Source organism: Janthinobacterium sp. YR213 (assembly GCF_900099875.1).
Classification (GTDB): domain Bacteria; phylum Pseudomonadota; class Gammaproteobacteria; order Burkholderiales; family Burkholderiaceae_D; genus Janthinobacterium; species Janthinobacterium lividum.
The window spans coordinates 670,905-687,871 of record NZ_FNDA01000003.1; the positions used below are offsets into that span (position 1 = coordinate 670,905).

Annotated in this window: 12 protein-coding genes; 4 read left to right on the forward strand and 8 right to left on the reverse strand. The window is 62.6% G+C overall.

All coding sequences use genetic code 11. The features are described 5' to 3' along the window. Window positions 1-189 precede the first annotated feature (189 nt). Window positions 190-645, forward strand: coding sequence for an Lrp/AsnC ligand binding domain-containing protein (locus tag BLT98_RS17000; RefSeq protein WP_010393827.1), 456 nt, complete (start codon window positions 190-192; stop codon window positions 643-645). A 204-nt stretch (window positions 646-849) separates the two neighbouring features. After that, complete coding sequence (locus BLT98_RS17005; protein WP_092609623.1) at window positions 850-2,409, forward strand: methyl-accepting chemotaxis protein; 1,560 nt, start codon at window positions 850-852, stop codon at window positions 2,407-2,409. A gap of 49 nt (window positions 2,410-2,458) precedes the next feature. Here the strand turns inward: BLT98_RS17005 and BLT98_RS17010 are convergent, their stop codons facing one another. Further along, window positions 2,459-3,439: a LysR family transcriptional regulator gene (locus BLT98_RS17010; RefSeq protein WP_034752642.1), complete on the reverse strand. Its 981-nt coding sequence runs from the start codon at window positions 3,437-3,439 to the stop codon at window positions 2,459-2,461. A gap of 192 nt (window positions 3,440-3,631) precedes the next feature. Between BLT98_RS17010 and BLT98_RS17015 the strand changes: the two genes are divergently transcribed. After that, window positions 3,632-3,937 carry a hypothetical protein gene (locus tag BLT98_RS17015; RefSeq protein WP_034783860.1) on the forward strand — a complete coding sequence of 102 codons (306 nt, stop codon included), beginning with the start codon at window positions 3,632-3,634 and terminating at the stop codon, window positions 3,935-3,937. Between the two features lie 72 nt (window positions 3,938-4,009). Here BLT98_RS17015 and BLT98_RS17020 read toward each other — a convergent pair whose 3' ends face one another. The 5 genes from BLT98_RS17020 to BLT98_RS17040 all read right to left on the reverse strand — a co-directional run bounded on the left by BLT98_RS17020 (window position 4,010) and on the right by BLT98_RS17040 (window position 7,244). Continuing rightward, window positions 4,010-4,606: a chalcone isomerase family protein gene (locus BLT98_RS17020; RefSeq protein ID WP_092609626.1), complete on the reverse strand. Its 597-nt coding sequence runs from the start codon at window positions 4,604-4,606 to the stop codon at window positions 4,010-4,012. A gap of 112 nt (window positions 4,607-4,718) precedes the next feature. Beyond that, window positions 4,719-4,985: a YfhL family 4Fe-4S dicluster ferredoxin gene (locus BLT98_RS17025; protein WP_034752637.1), complete on the reverse strand. Its 267-nt coding sequence runs from the start codon at window positions 4,983-4,985 to the stop codon at window positions 4,719-4,721. Window positions 4,986-4,999: 14 nt separating this feature from the next. Continuing rightward, window positions 5,000-5,497: a pantetheine-phosphate adenylyltransferase gene (gene coaD, locus BLT98_RS17030; RefSeq protein WP_034752633.1), complete on the reverse strand. Its 498-nt coding sequence runs from the start codon at window positions 5,495-5,497 to the stop codon at window positions 5,000-5,002. 112 nt (window positions 5,498-5,609) lie between these two features. Beyond that, window positions 5,610-6,269 (reverse strand): 16S rRNA (guanine(966)-N(2))-methyltransferase RsmD, encoded by a 660-nt coding sequence (gene rsmD / locus BLT98_RS17035; protein WP_092609629.1) that lies wholly within the window; start codon window positions 6,267-6,269, stop codon window positions 5,610-5,612. A gap of 69 nt (window positions 6,270-6,338) precedes the next feature. Next, window positions 6,339-7,244, reverse strand: a complete 906-nt coding sequence (locus BLT98_RS17040) for a DUF6279 family lipoprotein (protein ID WP_244517519.1) — start codon at window positions 7,242-7,244, stop codon at window positions 6,339-6,341. Window positions 7,245-7,269: 25 nt separating this feature from the next. Between BLT98_RS17040 and glmU the strand changes: the two genes are divergently transcribed. Then, window positions 7,270-8,646, forward strand: coding sequence for a bifunctional UDP-N-acetylglucosamine diphosphorylase/glucosamine-1-phosphate N-acetyltransferase GlmU (gene glmU / locus BLT98_RS17045; protein WP_092609632.1), 1,377 nt, complete (start codon window positions 7,270-7,272; stop codon window positions 8,644-8,646). 432 nt (window positions 8,647-9,078) lie between these two features. Here glmU and BLT98_RS17050 read toward each other — a convergent pair whose 3' ends face one another. Both BLT98_RS17050 and BLT98_RS17055 read right to left on the reverse strand, forming a co-directional pair. Next, complete coding sequence (locus BLT98_RS17050; protein WP_092609635.1) at window positions 9,079-10,782, reverse strand: ShlB/FhaC/HecB family hemolysin secretion/activation protein; 1,704 nt, start codon at window positions 10,780-10,782, stop codon at window positions 9,079-9,081. A gap of 4 nt (window positions 10,783-10,786) precedes the next feature. Continuing rightward, on the reverse strand, window positions 10,787-16,762 hold the full coding sequence (locus BLT98_RS17055) for a YDG domain-containing protein (RefSeq protein WP_170846403.1): 5,976 nt from the start codon (window positions 16,760-16,762) through the stop codon (window positions 10,787-10,789). Between the last annotated feature and the right edge of the window lie 205 nt (window positions 16,763-16,967).

Below are 16,967 nucleotides of genomic sequence, written 5' to 3' on the forward strand. Positions count from 1 at the left end.
AAAAAGGGACGAAAACTGACGTAATTCTTGCTCTTTTTTGGTGCAAAAAAATACAGAAAGTCGGACGTTAAGATGATTCGATTGTAAAGGGGATTCTTATGGATTAATTCTGGTAATACAGGGGACTAGCAATAGATAGTTTTTGATGCGACAATTTAACCAAATAATATTAATTTGGGGGTGATAGGAATGCTGGACAAGATCAGTAAGAAAATCTTGATGGAATTGCAGAGCGATGGACGCATCAGCAATGTGGAGCTGGCCGCGCGCGTGAACCTGTCGCCGGCGGCCTGCCTGGAGCGCGTGCGCAAGTTGCACGAATCCGGTTACATCATGGGCTATACGGCCCAGTTGAACCCGCAGCTGCTCGACGTGTCGCTGCTGGTATTCATCGAAGTCGTGCTTGATCGCACGACACCGGAAGTGTTCGACGCCTTCAAGCATAGCGTACAAATCATTCCAGAGGTACTGGAATGTCATATGGTGGCCGGCGGTTTCGATTACCTGGTCAAGGCGCGCGTCAAGGATATGGCTGCCTACCGCGAATTCCTGGGCAAGACGCTGTTGCAGAAAGGTGTGCGGGAAACCCACACTTATGCCGTCATGGAAGAGGTCAAAAACACCACCAAATTGCCAATTAAGTGACCTTGGTGTAGCCGCCCTACTTTTCTGATTGAGCTATCGGAACAAATGTTGTAGGGTAGAACTACAATTCTGCTACCCGGTAGCCGCCTGAAACGCCGCGCAGACGTTACGTTCAGGGTGCAAGGTGGGCAATCGTGCCCACCCGCATACGGTTACAGCACGTCCCCTCAACGGGACGTGACGGGTTCGCGCAGCGGGGGACAAATGAAGCAGTTGCAGCATCAGCTGGTGCGTTTCTTTGTATTCACGATCCTGGCCATGGCCGTGGCCTGTTGCCTGGCCTATCTGCTGCTGCTCTCGGGCGGCGACCATCCGTATCTGATCGCCTGCGTGGCCGCCGCCATCGGCGCCGCGCTGCTGGCGTTTGCCGGCCGTGCGCGCGGCGAGCCAGGCTTGCATCAGTTCGCCGACACGGTGGGCAACGCCATCGATGCCATCATGATCGGCGCGGCGGAAACCTCGTATTTTGTCGATTCCGTCAAACAGAAGGTGGAACTCGATGTGCGCACGGCCAGCGACATCGCCGACAGTTCCGTACAAAATGCCGCCATGACGGAAAAGATCGCCGCCAATGCGGAGCGGGCCGCCAAGGTGGCCGCCGGCGTGCGCGTGGAAAGCGTGGCGGCGCGCGCCGAAGTGGACCAGGGCTTGCAGCGCATCAATAAGGCACGCGAAGAAGCGCAAGGCGCCTCCAGTACCATGCTGAGCTTGCAGGAAAAATCCAAACGCATCACAGGTTTCACGGAAGCCATTTCCGATATTTCCGCGCGCACCAACTTGCTGGCGCTGAACGCCGCCATCGAGGCGGCGCGTGCTGGCGAACATGGACGCGGTTTTGCCGTGGTGGCCGGGGAAGTGCGGCAACTGGCGCAGCGCACCAAGGAAGCCTCCGATGAAATCAGCGTGATGGTGCGCGAAATCAATGAACAGTCGGAAAAAGCTGCGCGTGGCATGAGTTCGCTGGCGGCTGGCGTCACGGAAGCGGCGCGCAATGTGGAAAGCGTGCATGCATCGCTCAGCCATATCGAGGAATCGTCGGGCGTGTCGGAAGACGAGATCGGGCAAATCGCCCGCGCCTCGCGCGAACACGTCGACACGACGCAAGTGATCGCCGATGCCATCCTGCAAATCCGCGACAGCATGCTGTCGACGAACGCCGAATTGCCGCGCGCCACGCAGTCGGCCATGGCCCTGGCCGAGCGGGCCGAAGTGATCGCCGGCGCCCTCGGCGAATCGAGCGTGGCCACGCCGCACGACGAGATCCGCGAGGCGGCCCAGCGCGCCGCGCGCGACGTGGGCAAACTCTTCGAGCAAGCCATCGCGTCGGGGCGCATCACGCGCGAAGCCCTGTTCGACCGCCACTACCGTCCCATCCCGAATACCAATCCGCCCAAGCACAATACGAAGTTCGACGCGTTTACGGACAAAGTGCTGCCGGATGTGCAGGAAGGCGTGCTGGCCGCCCTGCCGCACCTGGCCTACGCGGGTGCCGTCGATAACAATGGATATTTCCCGACGCACAACAAGAAGTTTTCCCAGCCGCTGACGGGCGACTACGCCACGGATATCGTGAATAACCGTACCAAACGCATCTTCAGCGACCGCACGGGCAAGCGCTGCGGCAGCAACACCCGGGCGTTCCTGTTGCAGACCTATAAACGCGACACGGGCGAAGTCATGCACGATTTATCCGTGCCCATCCACGTCGATGGCAAGCACTGGGGCGGTTTCAGAATCGGTTACCGCTCCAGCAGTCACGCATAAAAAAAACGCCTGATGTTTCATCAGGCGTTTTTTTGTGCCGGTAGAACACTTATTCAATATGCGGCTTCGGCGCCACGCCGCCGCCGGCTGCCGTGGCCGTGCGCAAGGTGGGCGTGTTCATGCTTTCCAGGTGGTTGCGCAGCCATTTGTGGGCGGGGCTGCGGGCGTCGCGCTCGTGCCACAGCATGTCGAGGTGGACGGCTGGCAGGGTCAATGGCAAATCCTTGTACAGCAGGGATTCCGTCATGCCTGTCGAGGCGATAAGGTGGCGCGGCAAGACCGTGATCAGGTCGGAATTGGCGACGACCCGCCCAGCGGTAAAGAACTGGTTGACCGTCAACAGGATGCGCCGTTCGCGGTGGATCTGCGACAGCGCCTCGTCGATCAAGCCATGCGCGCGGCCGGAAAAGCTCACCAATAAATGGTTCGCCGCGCAGTAGTTATCCAGGGTCAATTCCTTGTCGGCCAGCGGATGGCCGCGCCGCATCACGCACACATACTTGCCGGAATACAGGCGTTCATGGCGGATGGGCGAACCCGTTTCGCTCGACAGTTGCGCCGCCACGCCGGGAAAGAAGCCCACGGCCAGGTCGATGTCGCCGCGCAGCAGCATCGGGCGCGGTTCGCGCGTGGTCAGCGGCATCATGCGCACGTTGACGCCGGGCGCTTCCCGTTCGATCGAGCGCATCAGCGAAGGCAGCCAGAACGCGGCCGTCGCGTCGGCCATGGCCATGCGGAAGGTGGCGTGGGTTTTCGACACGTCGAAGGTTTCCGGCGTGACGGCCGCTTCCAGGCTGGCCAGGGCCGAGCGCACGGATGGCCACAGCGCTTCGGCGCGGGGCGTGGGTTTCACGCCGTACGCCGTGCGGATCAGCAATTCGTCACCGAGGCTCTCGCGCAGGCGTTTGATGGCGTTCGATACCGCCGGCTGCGTCATCGCCAGGTGGCCGGCTGCGCGCGTCAGGTTTTGTTCCGTCATGACGGCGTCGAAAACACGCAGCAAGTTCAGATCCAGCGTCAGAAAACTCATGGAAAGCCCAAGATAAAAGTTGAATTGATTACTTAAGAGTGTAAACCGCGCCGGGCACGAATATTTTCACTCGTAAAAAAATATTACAGTTTTCCATTCATGATTCATATAATTGGTATCAAGAAATGGAATTAGATTTATATGTTGCACTGCACTATAGTACTGGCAAATTCTATAATGCACTGGAACACTATGTCTACCTTCGCCTCCGCCCTGTACGCAGTATCCGCACCCGTGCTGGAGATTTCCCTGCTGAATGCCCTGCAACTCGTGCTGGTGATCGTGGCCGTGGGCGCCTTCGCCCTGCTGTTCAAGCCTTTGCTGGTGGGGATCGCCCGCGCCATGGTGCTGCTGGTGCGTCCCAAGCTGAGCCGCGAAGAGCGCCTGGCGCGCCAGCAGATGCGCGAAGCGCAAGCCTTGAAGCGCACCCTGGGCAAGATGGATGGCGTGTCGCCAAGCAATGCCGCCGAGCTGCGTGCCTTGTCGACGCGCGCCTGAGCGATCAACTGTTGCAGATGACAAGCCGGCGCGAGCCGGCTTTTTTACGCCCGCGTTTTCGTTCAGGCCGCTTCAGGCCATGTCGCCCAGCAAATGCGCGCGCAACAAGGTGTCGGCCGGATGGGCGCCGATCCAGATTTTCAGCAGCGCATTATAGAAGGCCAGGTCCGGCACCATTTCGCCCACCTGCTTGCCGTTCAGCTTGCACAACGTGCCCTCTTCCGGCAGCCAGTCCACGGTGAGAATGTCGCCCTTTTTCAGGCCGGGCACCATTTCGAACATGGCGCCGAACTGCATCGTCTGGCTCAGCAGGCGCGTGCGGTCGGCCTGGTCGGAGCTGCGCTTCAAGCCCTGCATGAAGGCTTGCCCCAGCTCGTCCGAGGTGATGTCGCGCAGCATGACGATTTCCAGGCGGCGCGGTCCGGGCAGCGCCAGGATGTCGGCCAGCTGGGTTTTCTTTTCCGGCAGGTACAGCGCAATCGTGTAGACCTTGAAGATGACCTTGTAGCGCACGCCGGCGCCGTTGAGTTTCAACTCGCGGCTGGCCAGCTGCACCGTGTCGTCCAGCTTGACGCCGCCGATCTCGACGGCCAGCGCTGCTTGTGCCAGGGCGGCGCACAGGCCGATGGCAGCGAGGGAGCGGCCCAAACGCGATGTGCATATTTGCATCTTCTACCTCCGTGGAAACCATGGGCTGTGGATAAGTCAGCACACAGTGTAGAACAGTTGGCAGAAGCTGGCGCCACGCAGAAGTGGCCCAGAAGTGGCGCGGGAGAAATGCTCAGGTTTTTGCGGCGGGAAGTTCCGCCTGCAGGCGTTCGTACTTGGCCATCAATTGCTCCGGGCTTTCGCGCCAGGCGGGATTGAAGGGGATGCAGCTGACGGGGCACACTTGCTGGCATTGCGGCTCGTCAAAGTGGCCCACGCATTCGGTGCACTTGTTGGGATCGATTTCGTAGATTTCCGCGCCCATGTAGATCGCGTCATTCGGGCACTCGGGCTCGCAAATGTCGCAATTGATGCATTCGTCGGTGATCAGTAATGCCATGATTTCACTCTTACTTATTGCGATGATGCAGCGTTGGCGGCAATCTTGTTTTGCAGCCAGCGGTTCACCGAGGGGAAGACAAACTTGGAGACGTCGCCGCCCAGCGCCGCGATTTCGCGCACGATGGTGCCCGAAATGAATTGGTACTGGTCGGATGGCGTCAGGAACATGGTTTCGACATCGGGCAGCAGGTAGCGGTTCATGCCCGCCATCTGGAATTCGTATTCGAAGTCGGAGACGGCGCGCAAGCCGCGCACGATGACCCGCGCTTCATGCTTGCGCACGAAATCCTTGAGCAGGCCGGAAAAGCTTTCCACTTGCACATTTGGGTAATGGCCCAGCACTTCGTTGGCGATTTCCAGGCGTTCGTCGAGCGAGAAAAACGGCTGCTTGTTCTTGCTGTCGGCCACACCGACGATCAGCTTGTCAAACAGACCCGATGCGCGGCGCACCAAATCTTCATGACCGCGCGTGAGCGGATCGAATGTTCCTGGATAAACGGCTACAACCATTGCGGCTCCCTGACGATGCACCAATATAGACGCGCATTATGCCTGAAATTGGTGACTACCTTGGTGCTGCGCCTCGGGCCAGGGGGCCTTTTTGCCTCATTTATAGGCAGATTCAGGCAGTTGCCGGCACTTTGTTGTAAGTTAGCAAATGATAATAAACGGTGCCCGCCTTGTCGGCGCGGATGACTTCCCACGGCGCCATCCACTCCGGTTTTTCCAGTGCGCTGGCTGCATCGAAGACCAGCGGCAAGCCCGATTCCGCGTACACCATGCCGCCTTCCTTGAGCAGGTTGGCGCACAGTGGCAGCACTTTCGCCAGGAAATCCTGCTGGTACGGTGGATCGAGGAAGATCAGGTCGAAACGCTGGCCACGCGATGCCAGGCCTTGCGCCGTCAGCAGGGCGTCGCCGCGCAGCAGTTGCACGTTGTCGGCGCGCAATTTCACCTTGTTCTCTTCCAGCTGGCGGATCACGGGCGTATGCGTATCGACCATGGTGACGGCGGCGGCGCCGCGGCTGGCCGCTTCAAAACCCAATGCGCCGCTGCCGGCGAACAGGTCCAGCACCTGGGCATGGGCCCAGTCGCCGTCGCGCAAGTGGTTGATCCAGTTGAACACGGTTTCGCGTACGCGGTCTGGCGTCGGGCGCAAGCCCAGTGCCTGCAAAACAGGCAGCACGGAACGCTTCCACTGGCCGCCGATGATGCGTACCTGGTTCGGTGGCGGCGCGTGGTGGACGGGGACTTTGGCGGGTTTCTTTATTTTCTTTTGCATGGGGATTTCTTCAATTCGGTGGCGGCCACTATAGCATATGGCCCCCTCCCCGCTGCTGGCGCTGCCGCTCTATTTGGGTTGCGTGGCCAGGGAATTGAAATCGTCGATCCAGCCCTGCATGCGCTTGACGGCGTGGGCCTTTTGCGCCGGCGTGGCGATCTTGATCACCGTCAAAACCATCTGCGCCGTGCTGCTTTCGTAGGCATCGAAGAAGGCCTTGCGCTCCGAATGTTCCAGGCGCTCGAAACTGTCCTTGATCAGGGTCGTGATCAGGGCTGCGCTGGCTTCCTTGCTGAGTTTTTCCTGGTGAACTTTCTTGACCAAGTTCAACACATTCTGCTGGCGCCGCATGCGTTCGTCGAGCCAGATCTCATTGTTCAGCGGACGCGCGTCGGACGCCTTGCGGATGATGGCTTCCTGTTCGCTGCTGAAGCTGCCGAACCACAGTTCGAATTGCTCCATGGCTTTTTTGTAGCGCAGTTTCTGGCGCTTTTCCTGGTCGCCGCTCAGGTATTTCTTGCGGTAATCATCATTGTTCGACTTGAACTTCTTTTCCATCTGCGCGATCTGCTCGGGCTTGAGCGAGCGCGCCAGGTCGGCCAGTTCGGGCGCAGCTTTCAGCAGCAGCGCCTGGGTGCGCTGCTTGATCTCGCTGTAGTCCGCCATCAGGTCTGCCTGCGTGGTATTGCCTTGCAGCTGCTTCTGGCCCGTGCGCAGGATTTCCACGTAATCCTTCAATTGCGTCTTGCGGTGCCAGTCGAACAGCTTGTCGATATCGTCGCGCACCCAGCCCTTCTGGTCGCGGTCCAGGTCGACATACGCGTTCAGCCACCAGTACAGTACGGTATCGCCATTGTTGTAGGCCAGACGCAAGCCGCTGCAGCCGGCCATGACGACCAGCAGGATGGCCAGCATTGCATACATAAAGTGGCTGGAAGGCGTGGAAAACGGGGCCTGCGTGTTAAACTTTTTCATATTCTTAACTTATAAAAGACGGTCTATGAACGTTGTCATTCTCGCTGCCGGTATGGGCAAACGCATGCAGTCGGCACTGCCCAAGGTATTGCACCCGTTGGCGGGCAAGCCGCTGTTGTCGCACGTCATCGACACGGCGCGTGGCCTGGCGCCGTCCCGATTATGCGTGATTTACGGGCATGGGGGCGCAGCGGTGCTAAAGTTGCTCGACGGCTACAAGGTGAACCATGGCGTGCAGATCGATGCCGCCGAGCAGGCGCAGCAACTGGGCACCGGTCATGCCGTGCAACAAGCGCTGCCTTTGCTCGATGACAGCGTGCCGACCCTGATCCTGTACGGCGACGTACCGCTGACCAGCGCCGTTTCCCTGCAGCAGCTGGTGCAGGCGGCCGGCCAGGACAAGCTGGCCATTCTGACCGTGGAACAGGACGATCCCTTTGGCTTGGGCCGCATCGTGCGCGAGCACGGCGCCATCGTGCGCATCGTCGAGGAAAAGGATGCCACGCCAGAAGAGCGCGCCATCAAGGAAATCAACAGCGGCATCATGGTCGCGCCCACCGTGCAACTGAAACAATGGCTGTCGGCCCTGTCGAATGACAATGCCCAAGGGGAATACTATCTGACCGATATCGTTGCCCAGGCTGTCGCCGATGGCGTGGCCGTCACGTCGGCCCACCCGGCCGCCGTGTGGGAAGTGGCGGGCGTCAACAGCAAGGTGCAGCTGGCCCAGCTCGAACGCATCCACCAGAACAATATCGCGCAAGCGCTGCTGGAACGGGGCGTGACCCTGCTCGATCCGGCCCGCATCGACGTGCGCGGCGAACTGATTTGCGGCCGCGATGTCACCATCGATGTCGGCTGCGTGTTCGAAGGCAGAGTCGAACTGGGCGATGGCGTGCGCGTGGGCGCCAACAACGTCTTCATCAATGCCACGGTGGCCGCTGGCGCGCACATCAAGCCCTTCTGCCATATCGAGGACGCCGTCGTCGGCGCCGCTTCCATCATCGGCCCGTACGCGCGCCTGCGCCCGGGCACGGTCCTGGGGGAAGACGTGCACATCGGTAACTTCGTCGAAGTGAAAAACAGCCAGATCGCCGCGCACAGCAAGGCCAACCACCTGGCCTACATCGGCGACGCCACCATCGGCTCCAAGGTCAACATCGGCGCCGGCACGATCACCTGCAACTACGATGGCGTAAACAAGTTCCGCACGGTGATTGAAGACGACGCCTTCATTGGCAGCGACAGCCAGCTGATCGCCCCCGTCACCGTCGGCAAGGGCGCCACCCTGGGCGCCGGCACGACCTTGTCGAAAGATGCGCCGGCCGGTAAGCTGACCGTTTCGCGCGCGCGGCAAGTGACCATCGACGGCTGGACGCGTCCCGTGAAAATCAAGAAGTAAGCGGCGCAGTCAGCCCTTGCACTCAGGCAGGCCGCCCGGCCTGCCTTTTTTATGTGTGGATAACTCTGTGGGCAAGCCACTGCACAAGTGGGGCATAAGCCTGTGTGCAAGCCTGCGCATAAGCTGTTGGAAAATTTGTCAATGCCGCCTGTCATGCACCTGCCCATCCATTTTCTTCCGACCCCAAGCTGCGGCGATGGCCGTAATGGCGTTTACCCGCGTATTGTGGATAAGTCTGTGCGTAAGCCTGCGGATAAGCGTTGGATAGTATGGGTACAAGTGGGGATAACTGCGTTTTTGCCGTGAGCATCCCTGGCTTTGCTGTGGGTAAGCTTGTGGAAAAGCGCTGCATAGCTAGTGGAAAGCTGGTGGATAAGTCTTGTGCTTGATCAAATGACAGCCGAAAACAGGCTTCCGGCTGTCATTGCCGCATCAGAAGCGGCGATTCAGTTCGACCCACAGGCGGGCCGAACTGCGCGCCGCCAGCAGGACTGGCGTGCCGCCGATGGGCTTGGCGACGTACGCGCGGGCATTCCACTGCTGCCCGCCCGCCCAGTTCACGCCCAGCCCGGCGCCGTGCAGGCGCGCGCTGTTCGGGCCAGCCGACCAGCGCTGCTGGTTCACCGTCACGCGCGCGCTGTCGAGGAAGGCCACGGCTTGCCATTGTCCCGCTTCGCTGGCGCTGAGTTCATGCCGCCATTCCGCGCTGCCAAAATAGCCGAGGTCGCCAGCTGCCGCGCCCACGTCATACGCGCGCACCGTGTACGGCCCGCCCACGCTCATCTTTTCGGACGAGTCGAGGTTGCCGTCCGCCCACTGCCCGGCGACGGTCAGATACACGGCATTGCGCTGGTCCAGGTTTTGCAGGCGCGACAGGTTGACGTTCCATTTCGCGTAATTGCCATGGCTGCGTGCGCTGAACGCGTCGTTCAGGCGCGCCAGCGGGTCGGTGATGTCGAGCTTGCCGGCTGTCGCGGCCACGCTCCAGCTGGTGATGGCGCCGGCCAGGGCAGCATCGCGCACGTCGCCGTCGAGGGTCGCGCTCAAGTTGTCCAGGCGGCGGTCGCTGCGCATGGCGCTGGCGTCGATGCGGTCGCGCAAGTGCACCTGATCATATTGCAGCTGGATGGACATGTTCGCATCGCGGCTGCGCAGCAGCGGATGGCGCAGCCAGCCACTGGCGACCTGGGCCGTGCCATGCGCCTCCAGCGGGCGCATGGCGCCTTGCAGGCGGTAGCGCAAGGCGGACATGGCGACCCCGGCGCGCGTGCCGGCGCCGTTCAGCAGCAGGTCATAGCCGAGACGCGCATACGACATGCCCTTGCCCGAGCTGAGCACGCTGGCGCTGGCCACGTCGCCCTGGTGCAGCGGGTTGTACAGGTACACGGTGGCGCCAAGGCGGGCGCGGCCCGTGTAACGGTTGCCATTGTTGTCGAGGAAAGCATTGCCGGCCATGCGCGGACCGGACCAGGCATCGACCAGCAGGTCGGAGCTGCCGACCTCGGCGCCGGGCTTGAGCGTGGCGGTGATGGCCACGTTCGGTATGTCGGACAGCAACAGCAAGCTGCGGTCGAGTTCCGCCTGGCTGATGGTCTGGCCCGCTTGCAGCGGCGCCAGCGTGGCATTCAGCAAGGCGTCGCTGACGTCGCTCTGGTTGGCGATGCCCACCTGGCCATAGCGCGCTTCGAGTAGCTCGATGCGCACGATGCCCTGGCGGATGGTCTGGGCAGGCACGATGGCGCGCGCCAGCGGATAGCCATGGGCGCGGTAGTAGCTGGTGATGCGGGCCGCCAGTTCGCTTAGTTGCTCCAGGGACAGGGTCGTGCCGTGGGCGCTGGCGACGAGCGCCTGCAAGGTGGCCGTGTCGAACGCGCTATTGCCGCTGATGTCGATCTGCGTGACGAGAAATGGCACGCTGGCGGGCAGCGGCGCGCCCTCTTTCTGTTCGATGCGCAGCGCCGGCGCGCCGGGGGGCGCGTTGGCGGGCGTGGCCGGTTGCAACTGGCGCAGGATGGCGCCCGCGTCAGGCACGACCGGGGTGGTCTGGGCGGCGGCGCATGGCGCGAAGGCCAGCAGCAGCAGGGACAGCAACGGTTGTTGCAGCAGGTGTCGCGGCGGAGTCGATGAATGAGTCATGGTGTTATTGATTTACGTTGAGCATGTTGGCGGGCAGCTTGACGCCGCCCAGGACGACTTGCAGGGCCGGGCCGCGGCTGCCGATCTGCATGGTGGTGTTTGGCGAGGCATTGCTGGCGGCAGCCGTGCCGGCCGGGCCATCCGTCTGCGTGACGGTGATGGTGGGCGCGGCCGCCAGCGTGCCGGGACGCGTATCGGCAAAGCTGCCCAGCACTTGCGCCTGCAGTTGCACCACGGCTGCCTGGGCCGGCGGCGGCAGGCTGGCCGACGTCAGGGTCAGGGCGCCGGCATTGCCCTCGGCTTGTATGAAGGCATAGTCGTTGGAAGCCAGGCCGCTGCCGCTGATGGCGTAATTGCCAGCCGGACTGCTGGCCGTGGCCGGGCTGGTCCAGGCCAGGGTGCCGCTGGTGGCATCGGCCAGGGTATCGCCGCCCAGCAAGCCGCTGACCTTGCCGCTCAAGCCATCGGGCGTGCGGCCACCCGTCAGGCTGGTGGCCGTGGCCGTATACAGCAAGCTGGCCTTGGCGATATCGGCCGTGATGTTGCCGGGCTGGACGATGGTGTAGTTAGCCGCGTCCGTGCCTTGCAAGATGTAACCATCGATGATGACGGTCTTGGCGCTGCCGGCATGCTTGTCGGCAAAGAATGCCGTGCCGCCCGTCACGCGCAATTCGTCGCTGCCCAGTGCCGTTACTTTGGCCGTGCCCGTCAGGGTGGCGCCGGTGGTGGCGTCGTAGACTTTATTCGCCGCAGCCACGCCAGTGATGACCACGCTGGCCTTGCCGATGTCGGCCGTGACCTTGCCCGGTTGCACGAGCTCATAGTTGCCCGCGTCCGCGCCTTGCAAGGCAAAGCCGTCGAGGGTGACGGTTTTGCCTGTTCCGGCGTGCTTGTCGGCAAAGCGGGCATTGCCGCCCGTCACACCAAGCTGGTCATCGCCCAGCGCCGTTACTTTGGCCGCGCCCGCCAGGGTGGCGCCGGTGGTGGCGTCATAGACTTTATTCGCCGCTCCCACGCCAGTGATGACCACGCTGACTTTGCCGATGTCGGCCGTGACGTTGTTCGGTTGCACCAGCACATAGTTGCCCGCATCCGCGCCTTGCAAGGCAAAGTCGCTCAGGGTGACGGTCTTGCCCATGCCAGCATTCTTGTCGGCAAAAGATGCGCTGCCGCCGGCGACGCGCAGTTCGTCGTCGCCCAGCGCCAGCACGGTGGCCTTGCCCGTCAGGGTGGCGCCGGTGGTGGCGTCATACACTTTGTTTGCCGCACCCACGCCAGTGATCACCACGCTGACCTTGCCGATGTCGGCCGTGACCTTGCCCGGCTGCACCAGCACATAGTTGCCCGCGTCCGCACCCTGCAAGATAAAGCCGTCGAGGGTAACAGTCTTGGCGCTGCCGGCGTTCTTGTCGGCAAAAGATGCGCTGCCGCCGGCGACGCGCAGTTCATCGTCGCCCAGCGCCAGCACGCTAGCCTTGCCTGTCAGTGTGGCGGCCGTGGTGGCGTCATACACTTTGTTTGCCGCGCCCACGCCGCTCACGGTGACAGTAGCCTTGCCGATGTCGGCCGTGACCCTGCCCGGTTGCACCAGCACATAGTTGCCCGCATCCGCACCCTGCAGGCTGTAGCCATCAACGATGACTGTCTTGCCCTGGCCTGCGTTCTTGTCGGCAAAGCGGGCCACGCCGCCGGCCACGCTCAACTGGTCGCCGCCCAGCGCTTGTACGCTGGCCTTGCCCGTCAAGGTGGCGCCGGTGGTGGCGTCATAGACTTTATTCGCCGCGCCCACGCCAGTGATCACCACGCTGGCCTTGCCGATGTCGGCAGTGACGTTGTTCGGCTGCACCAGCACATAGTTGGCCGCATCCGCGCCCTGCAAGGTAAAGCCGCTCAGGGTGACAGTCTTGCCCATGCCGGCGTTCTTGTCGGCAAAACGGGCGGTGCCTCCGGCTACGCTGAGCTGGTCATCGCCCAGTGCCTGCACGCCGGCCTTGCCCGTCAGGGTGGCGCCCGTGCCAGCGTCATAGACTTTATTGGCCGCTCCCACGCCCTGCACATTCAGCGTGGCGCGGTTGATGGTGGCGCTGTGCTTGCCGCCCTCCAAGGTGTAGTTGCTGGCCTGGCCCGTGCTGCCGTCCGCCAGCGCCAGCGTGCCGTTTGCCATGGCCTTTTTTCCACCCGCGTTTTTGTTGTCGAGGATACCGTTACCCGACAGCAGCAGGTTCTCGCCTTGCACCAGGCCGTTCAGTGTCAGCAGACCGGCCGCCATGCTGGCGCTGCCGTCATAGGTGCGCGTGCCGTTCAGACTGATGACGGCCCGGTTGATCGTCAGGGCGCCCGCCTGCAGATCGATGTCATACCCTTGTTGGCCGGAATACAGGTAGGTGCCGACGGCGTTGTAGAGACCGGCATCGCGGATGGCGCCGTACAGGCTATTGTTTGAGGAAAAGATTTGCCCGGAACCGGCAGCGCCGGCGACCGAATAACGGGCATTGGACAGGCCGCCCGCATAACTTTTCCCATCGTAAGTCTTGCTGACAGCATCCGAGGTGACAGTCAGGGCGGTCAGGAAGCTGCGCAGCAGCGGCGCTGTCTGGCCTTCATAGATGCGCCAGATGGCATGGCTGCCGGCGGTGGACGCCATGTCCCAGCCGTCGAAGCTGGCTTGCGAACGCATCTGCGCAGCGCTCAGGCCGCGCACATTGCTCAGCGTGCCTTCGTTCTCGGCGATGCCGGCTGCCAAGGACTCGCCGCGCCAGAAACTGTCGCGTACCACGCCCGCGTTGTAGCCGACCAAGGCGCCCGTGCTGGCATTGCCGTGTACGTCGCCCGTCGCGTAGCTGTTGCTGACGCTATCGGTCGAGCGGGAATTGTAACCGAGCAAGCCGCCCACATCGCGGTCACCGCTCACCGCGCCGCTGGCGTAACTGTCGGCGATCGTACCGCTCTTGTTGTAGCCGACCAGGCCGCCCGCATTGTCTTCGGTGGCCGTGACATTGCCGTTGGCATAGCTGCCGCGCACGGTGGCGACAGCACCATCATAGCCGCGATTATCCCCTACCAGGCCGCCGATATTGCGCAAGCCGCTGGCATTGCCGCTGGCATAGCTGTCGACGATGCTGCCGCTATTCTGCCCGGCCAAGCCCCCCACTTTGCCACTGCTGCCGCTGACGGTGCCGCTGGCATGGCTGGCGCTGATGGTGCCGTCGAAATTCTCGCCCACCAGGCCACCGACACTGCTTTCCCCGTTGACGGTCGTCGTTGCGTAGCTATTGCTGACCAGACCTGCATTCGAACCGACCAGGCTGCCGACGGCGAAGGCGCCGTTGACGCTGCCACCGAGCAGGCCGATATTGCTGATGAGCGAAGTCCTGTCTGTATAGCCGATCAGGCCCGCATAGTCGTCGCTGGGGCGGTTGATATACAGGCCGCTGATGGTATGGCCCTGGCCATCCAGGCTTCCTGTGAACGCGTTGTGGCGCGTGCCGACGGGAACGAAGCCGGCGCCGCCCCAGACATCCTTGCCGTTCGCCGTGCCGCTGGCGTCGATGTTGCTACCCAGCACATACGCGGCGCCTGGCGCCATGGCCATCAATTGCAGTTGGTGGGCATTCTGGATGGTGGTCGAGTACTCGGATGCCAGCATCGGATATGTGGCGCCGGCCGCGCCACCGGCATTGTTCAGACCGCCGTCCACGTTGACCAGCACCCAGTTGTTGCCCGTTGCGCCAGGCGTGGTGGTGAAGTTAAAGCCCGTGAAACTGCCGGCCGTGCGCATTTGCGCATCCGTCAGGCCGGTGCCGCCATCCGAGCTGGCCTGGCCAGTGCCGCTGATGGACCAGAAACTGTTGCTGACCTTGTTGGAATAGGCATTACTGCCAATCAGGCCGCCGACGCCGCTGCCGCCATCGGTGAGGACCAGGCGGCCCGTGGCGAAGCTGGTGCCGACACTGCCCCAGTTGATGCCAATCAGGCCGCCAATATAAGTCTGGCCCGCCACGCTTCCCGTGGCATAGCTGTTGCTGATGCTGCCGCTATTGTTGCCGACCAAGCCACCTGTCTGAGCCTGGCTCCTGACGGTGCCGGTGGCGTGGCTATTGTCGATGCTGCCATTGTTGCGCGCCACCAGACCGCCGCTGACGGAGTAGCTATCGACGTCGAGCGCAGCATAGCTGTTGCGGATGGTGCCCGCGTTTGTGCCGACCAGGCCGCCGGCTACATACGTGGCCCAGATACTGCCGCCATTCAAGCCCACATTCTGAATCAGGGCATTCTTGTTGGTGATGGAAAACAGGCCGCTGCCCTGGTTGCGCGAGGCTCGCATGCTGAGTTGATTGATCGAGTGGCCGAGCCCATCGAACACGCCGCTAAAACCCGTGTCGCCGCCGAGTGGCGCGAAGCCAACGCTCCAGCCGGCCTGCCAGCCGGCTGCGGCGGAGGCGTCGATATTTGCACCCAGCACATAATTCCCATCCAGCTTGCCATTAATGCCTTGCAAGTCGGTGCCAGTGACGCTGCCGGCTGCTCCCAGGGCGGTAATCACCGTGTAGCCGGTGCGCACGCCATCGGCGCCCAGTTTGGTGCTGAAGTTTTGCCCGGCGGGCAAACTCACCTGCGCGCCGCTACCCAGCTGATACACGGCCGTGTTGCCGGCGGCAGCAGCGCCCTGGCCGTATTCCAGCGCCAGGCTGGCCGTGCCGGAACCGTTCAGGTTGGCATTGATATTGATGTTGCGCTGGGCATTCAGGGTCAGCTGGTTGGCCGACCAGCTGACCTGGTCGTTGACATGCACGTCGCCCGCCGTGCCACGGCTGCCTTGCGTGCTCTGGATGATCACATTGCCGTTGCGCAAATTGTTCGTCAGGGCGGCGCCGCTGATGTCGCCGCCGCTGGCGGCGATGGTGAAGTCGACGGGGTCGATCAGCCAGGTGCCGGCGCGGCCCGACGGTGCGGCCGTGCTGATGCGGGCGTCGTTGCCGATCTTTACATGGGCGGCGCTCGTCTCGATGAAGCCGCCATTGCCGCCAGCCGCGGCGCTGGCGTCCAGGGTGCCGGCCACGTGGGTAGTGCCGGCGCTCATGCCGCCGAGCAGGATGATGCTGCCGTCATGTTGTTCCACGCTGCGCGCTTCGATGACGCCCGTGTTGTTGACGACGCTGGCCAGCAGCGAATCGCGGGCACCTGCGCTCATCAGCACCTGGCCGCCATCGGCGCGGATCAGGCCGCCGTTCTCGGCCAGGTTGTTCAGGGTGCTTTGGTCGATCTGCAACTGCAGCAGGCGCGCACCGTCAAAGCTCAGGGTGGCGGCGCTGCCGGCGCCCAGGGCGACCGTGCCGAGGCGGGCCGCAATGCTGCCGTGGTTGCTCACTTGCCGGCCCAGCAGGGCGACATAGCCGCCGTCGGCCGCGCGCAGCGTGCCTTCATTGACGACCCGGCCAGTGCCATTGCCGCTAAACGCATGCTTAGCGCCGCCCAGGCTGGCGTTGTCGACGTCGAGCGTCGAGGCCACCAGGCCGCCCACATTGACTTGCGCGCCGCGGCCGAACAGCACGCCGTTCGGATTGATCAGGTACACCTGGCCATTCGCGTTGACCCTGCCGAGAATTTGCGTGCCATTGCTGTCGAAGATGCGGTTGACGGCCAGCGCGCCGGCCGAGGGCTGGACGAAGTTGACGGTTTCATTCGCGCCCACATTGAAACTGTTCCAGTTCAGTGCTGCCTGCTGGCTCGATTGCCTGATCGTGGTGCTGTTGCCCTGCTGGCTGATACTGGCCGTGCCTGCCACGACTTGCCCGCCCGTGGGCGTGGCCTGCGCCGGCCCTCCCAGCGCCAGCGCCGTCATGGCGGCCGCTGCCGCGGCCAGTTTGCGGCGGCTGCCCTTGCCGCGTCCGCGCGAGGTTTCCGCGACGGCGACCCAGGCGTTCAAGACGTGGCTCCAGACGAGGCGGTAGATGTGATTCAACGATCCGTGACGGTGCATGCGATGTCCTTGTTGAGATGAATGGGGAAACGCCCGCGCATCAGCGGGCATGGCCGGGCTGGCGCGAACGGGAAAGGGGGAAAGAACGGGTCAGGAACGCGGCGCGAACAAGGCGTGGCCGGTGCGGTGGCTGGCGAGTTGGTTGCGATACATGTTTTCCCTGTGCTGTGCGTGGACGGCGTCCGTTAGCGGCTGTATTTGTTGC

What these genes read in the sequence shown, in the direction of transcription:
- BLT98_RS17000 (WP_010393827.1), top strand. Translation starts at nt 190, where the DNA reads ATGCTGGACAAGATCAGTAAGAAAATCTTGATGGAATTGCAGAGCGAT.
- BLT98_RS17005 (WP_092609623.1), top strand. Translation starts at nt 850, where the DNA reads ATGAAGCAGTTGCAGCATCAGCTGGTGCGTTTCTTTGTATTCACGATC.
- BLT98_RS17010 (WP_034752642.1), bottom strand. Translation starts at nt 3,439, where the DNA reads ATGAGTTTTCTGACGCTGGATCTGAACTTGCTGCGTGTTTTCGACGCC.
- BLT98_RS17015 (WP_034783860.1), top strand. Translation starts at nt 3,632, where the DNA reads ATGTCTACCTTCGCCTCCGCCCTGTACGCAGTATCCGCACCCGTGCTG.
- BLT98_RS17020 (WP_092609626.1), bottom strand. Translation starts at nt 4,606, where the DNA reads ATGCAAATATGCACATCGCGTTTGGGCCGCTCCCTCGCTGCCATCGGC.
- BLT98_RS17025 (WP_034752637.1), bottom strand. Translation starts at nt 4,985, where the DNA reads ATGGCATTACTGATCACCGACGAATGCATCAATTGCGACATTTGCGAG.
- coaD (WP_034752633.1), bottom strand. Translation starts at nt 5,497, where the DNA reads ATGGTTGTAGCCGTTTATCCAGGAACATTCGATCCGCTCACGCGCGGT.
- rsmD (WP_092609629.1), bottom strand. Translation starts at nt 6,269, where the DNA reads ATGCAAAAGAAAATAAAGAAACCCGCCAAAGTCCCCGTCCACCACGCG.
- BLT98_RS17040 (WP_244517519.1), bottom strand. Translation starts at nt 7,244, where the DNA reads ATGAAAAAGTTTAACACGCAGGCCCCGTTTTCCACGCCTTCCAGCCAC.
- glmU (WP_092609632.1), top strand. Translation starts at nt 7,270, where the DNA reads ATGAACGTTGTCATTCTCGCTGCCGGTATGGGCAAACGCATGCAGTCG.
- BLT98_RS17050 (WP_092609635.1), bottom strand. Translation starts at nt 10,782, where the DNA reads ATGACTCATTCATCGACTCCGCCGCGACACCTGCTGCAACAACCGTTG.
- BLT98_RS17055 (WP_170846403.1), bottom strand. Translation starts at nt 16,762, where the DNA reads ATGCACCGTCACGGATCGTTGAATCACATCTACCGCCTCGTCTGGAGC.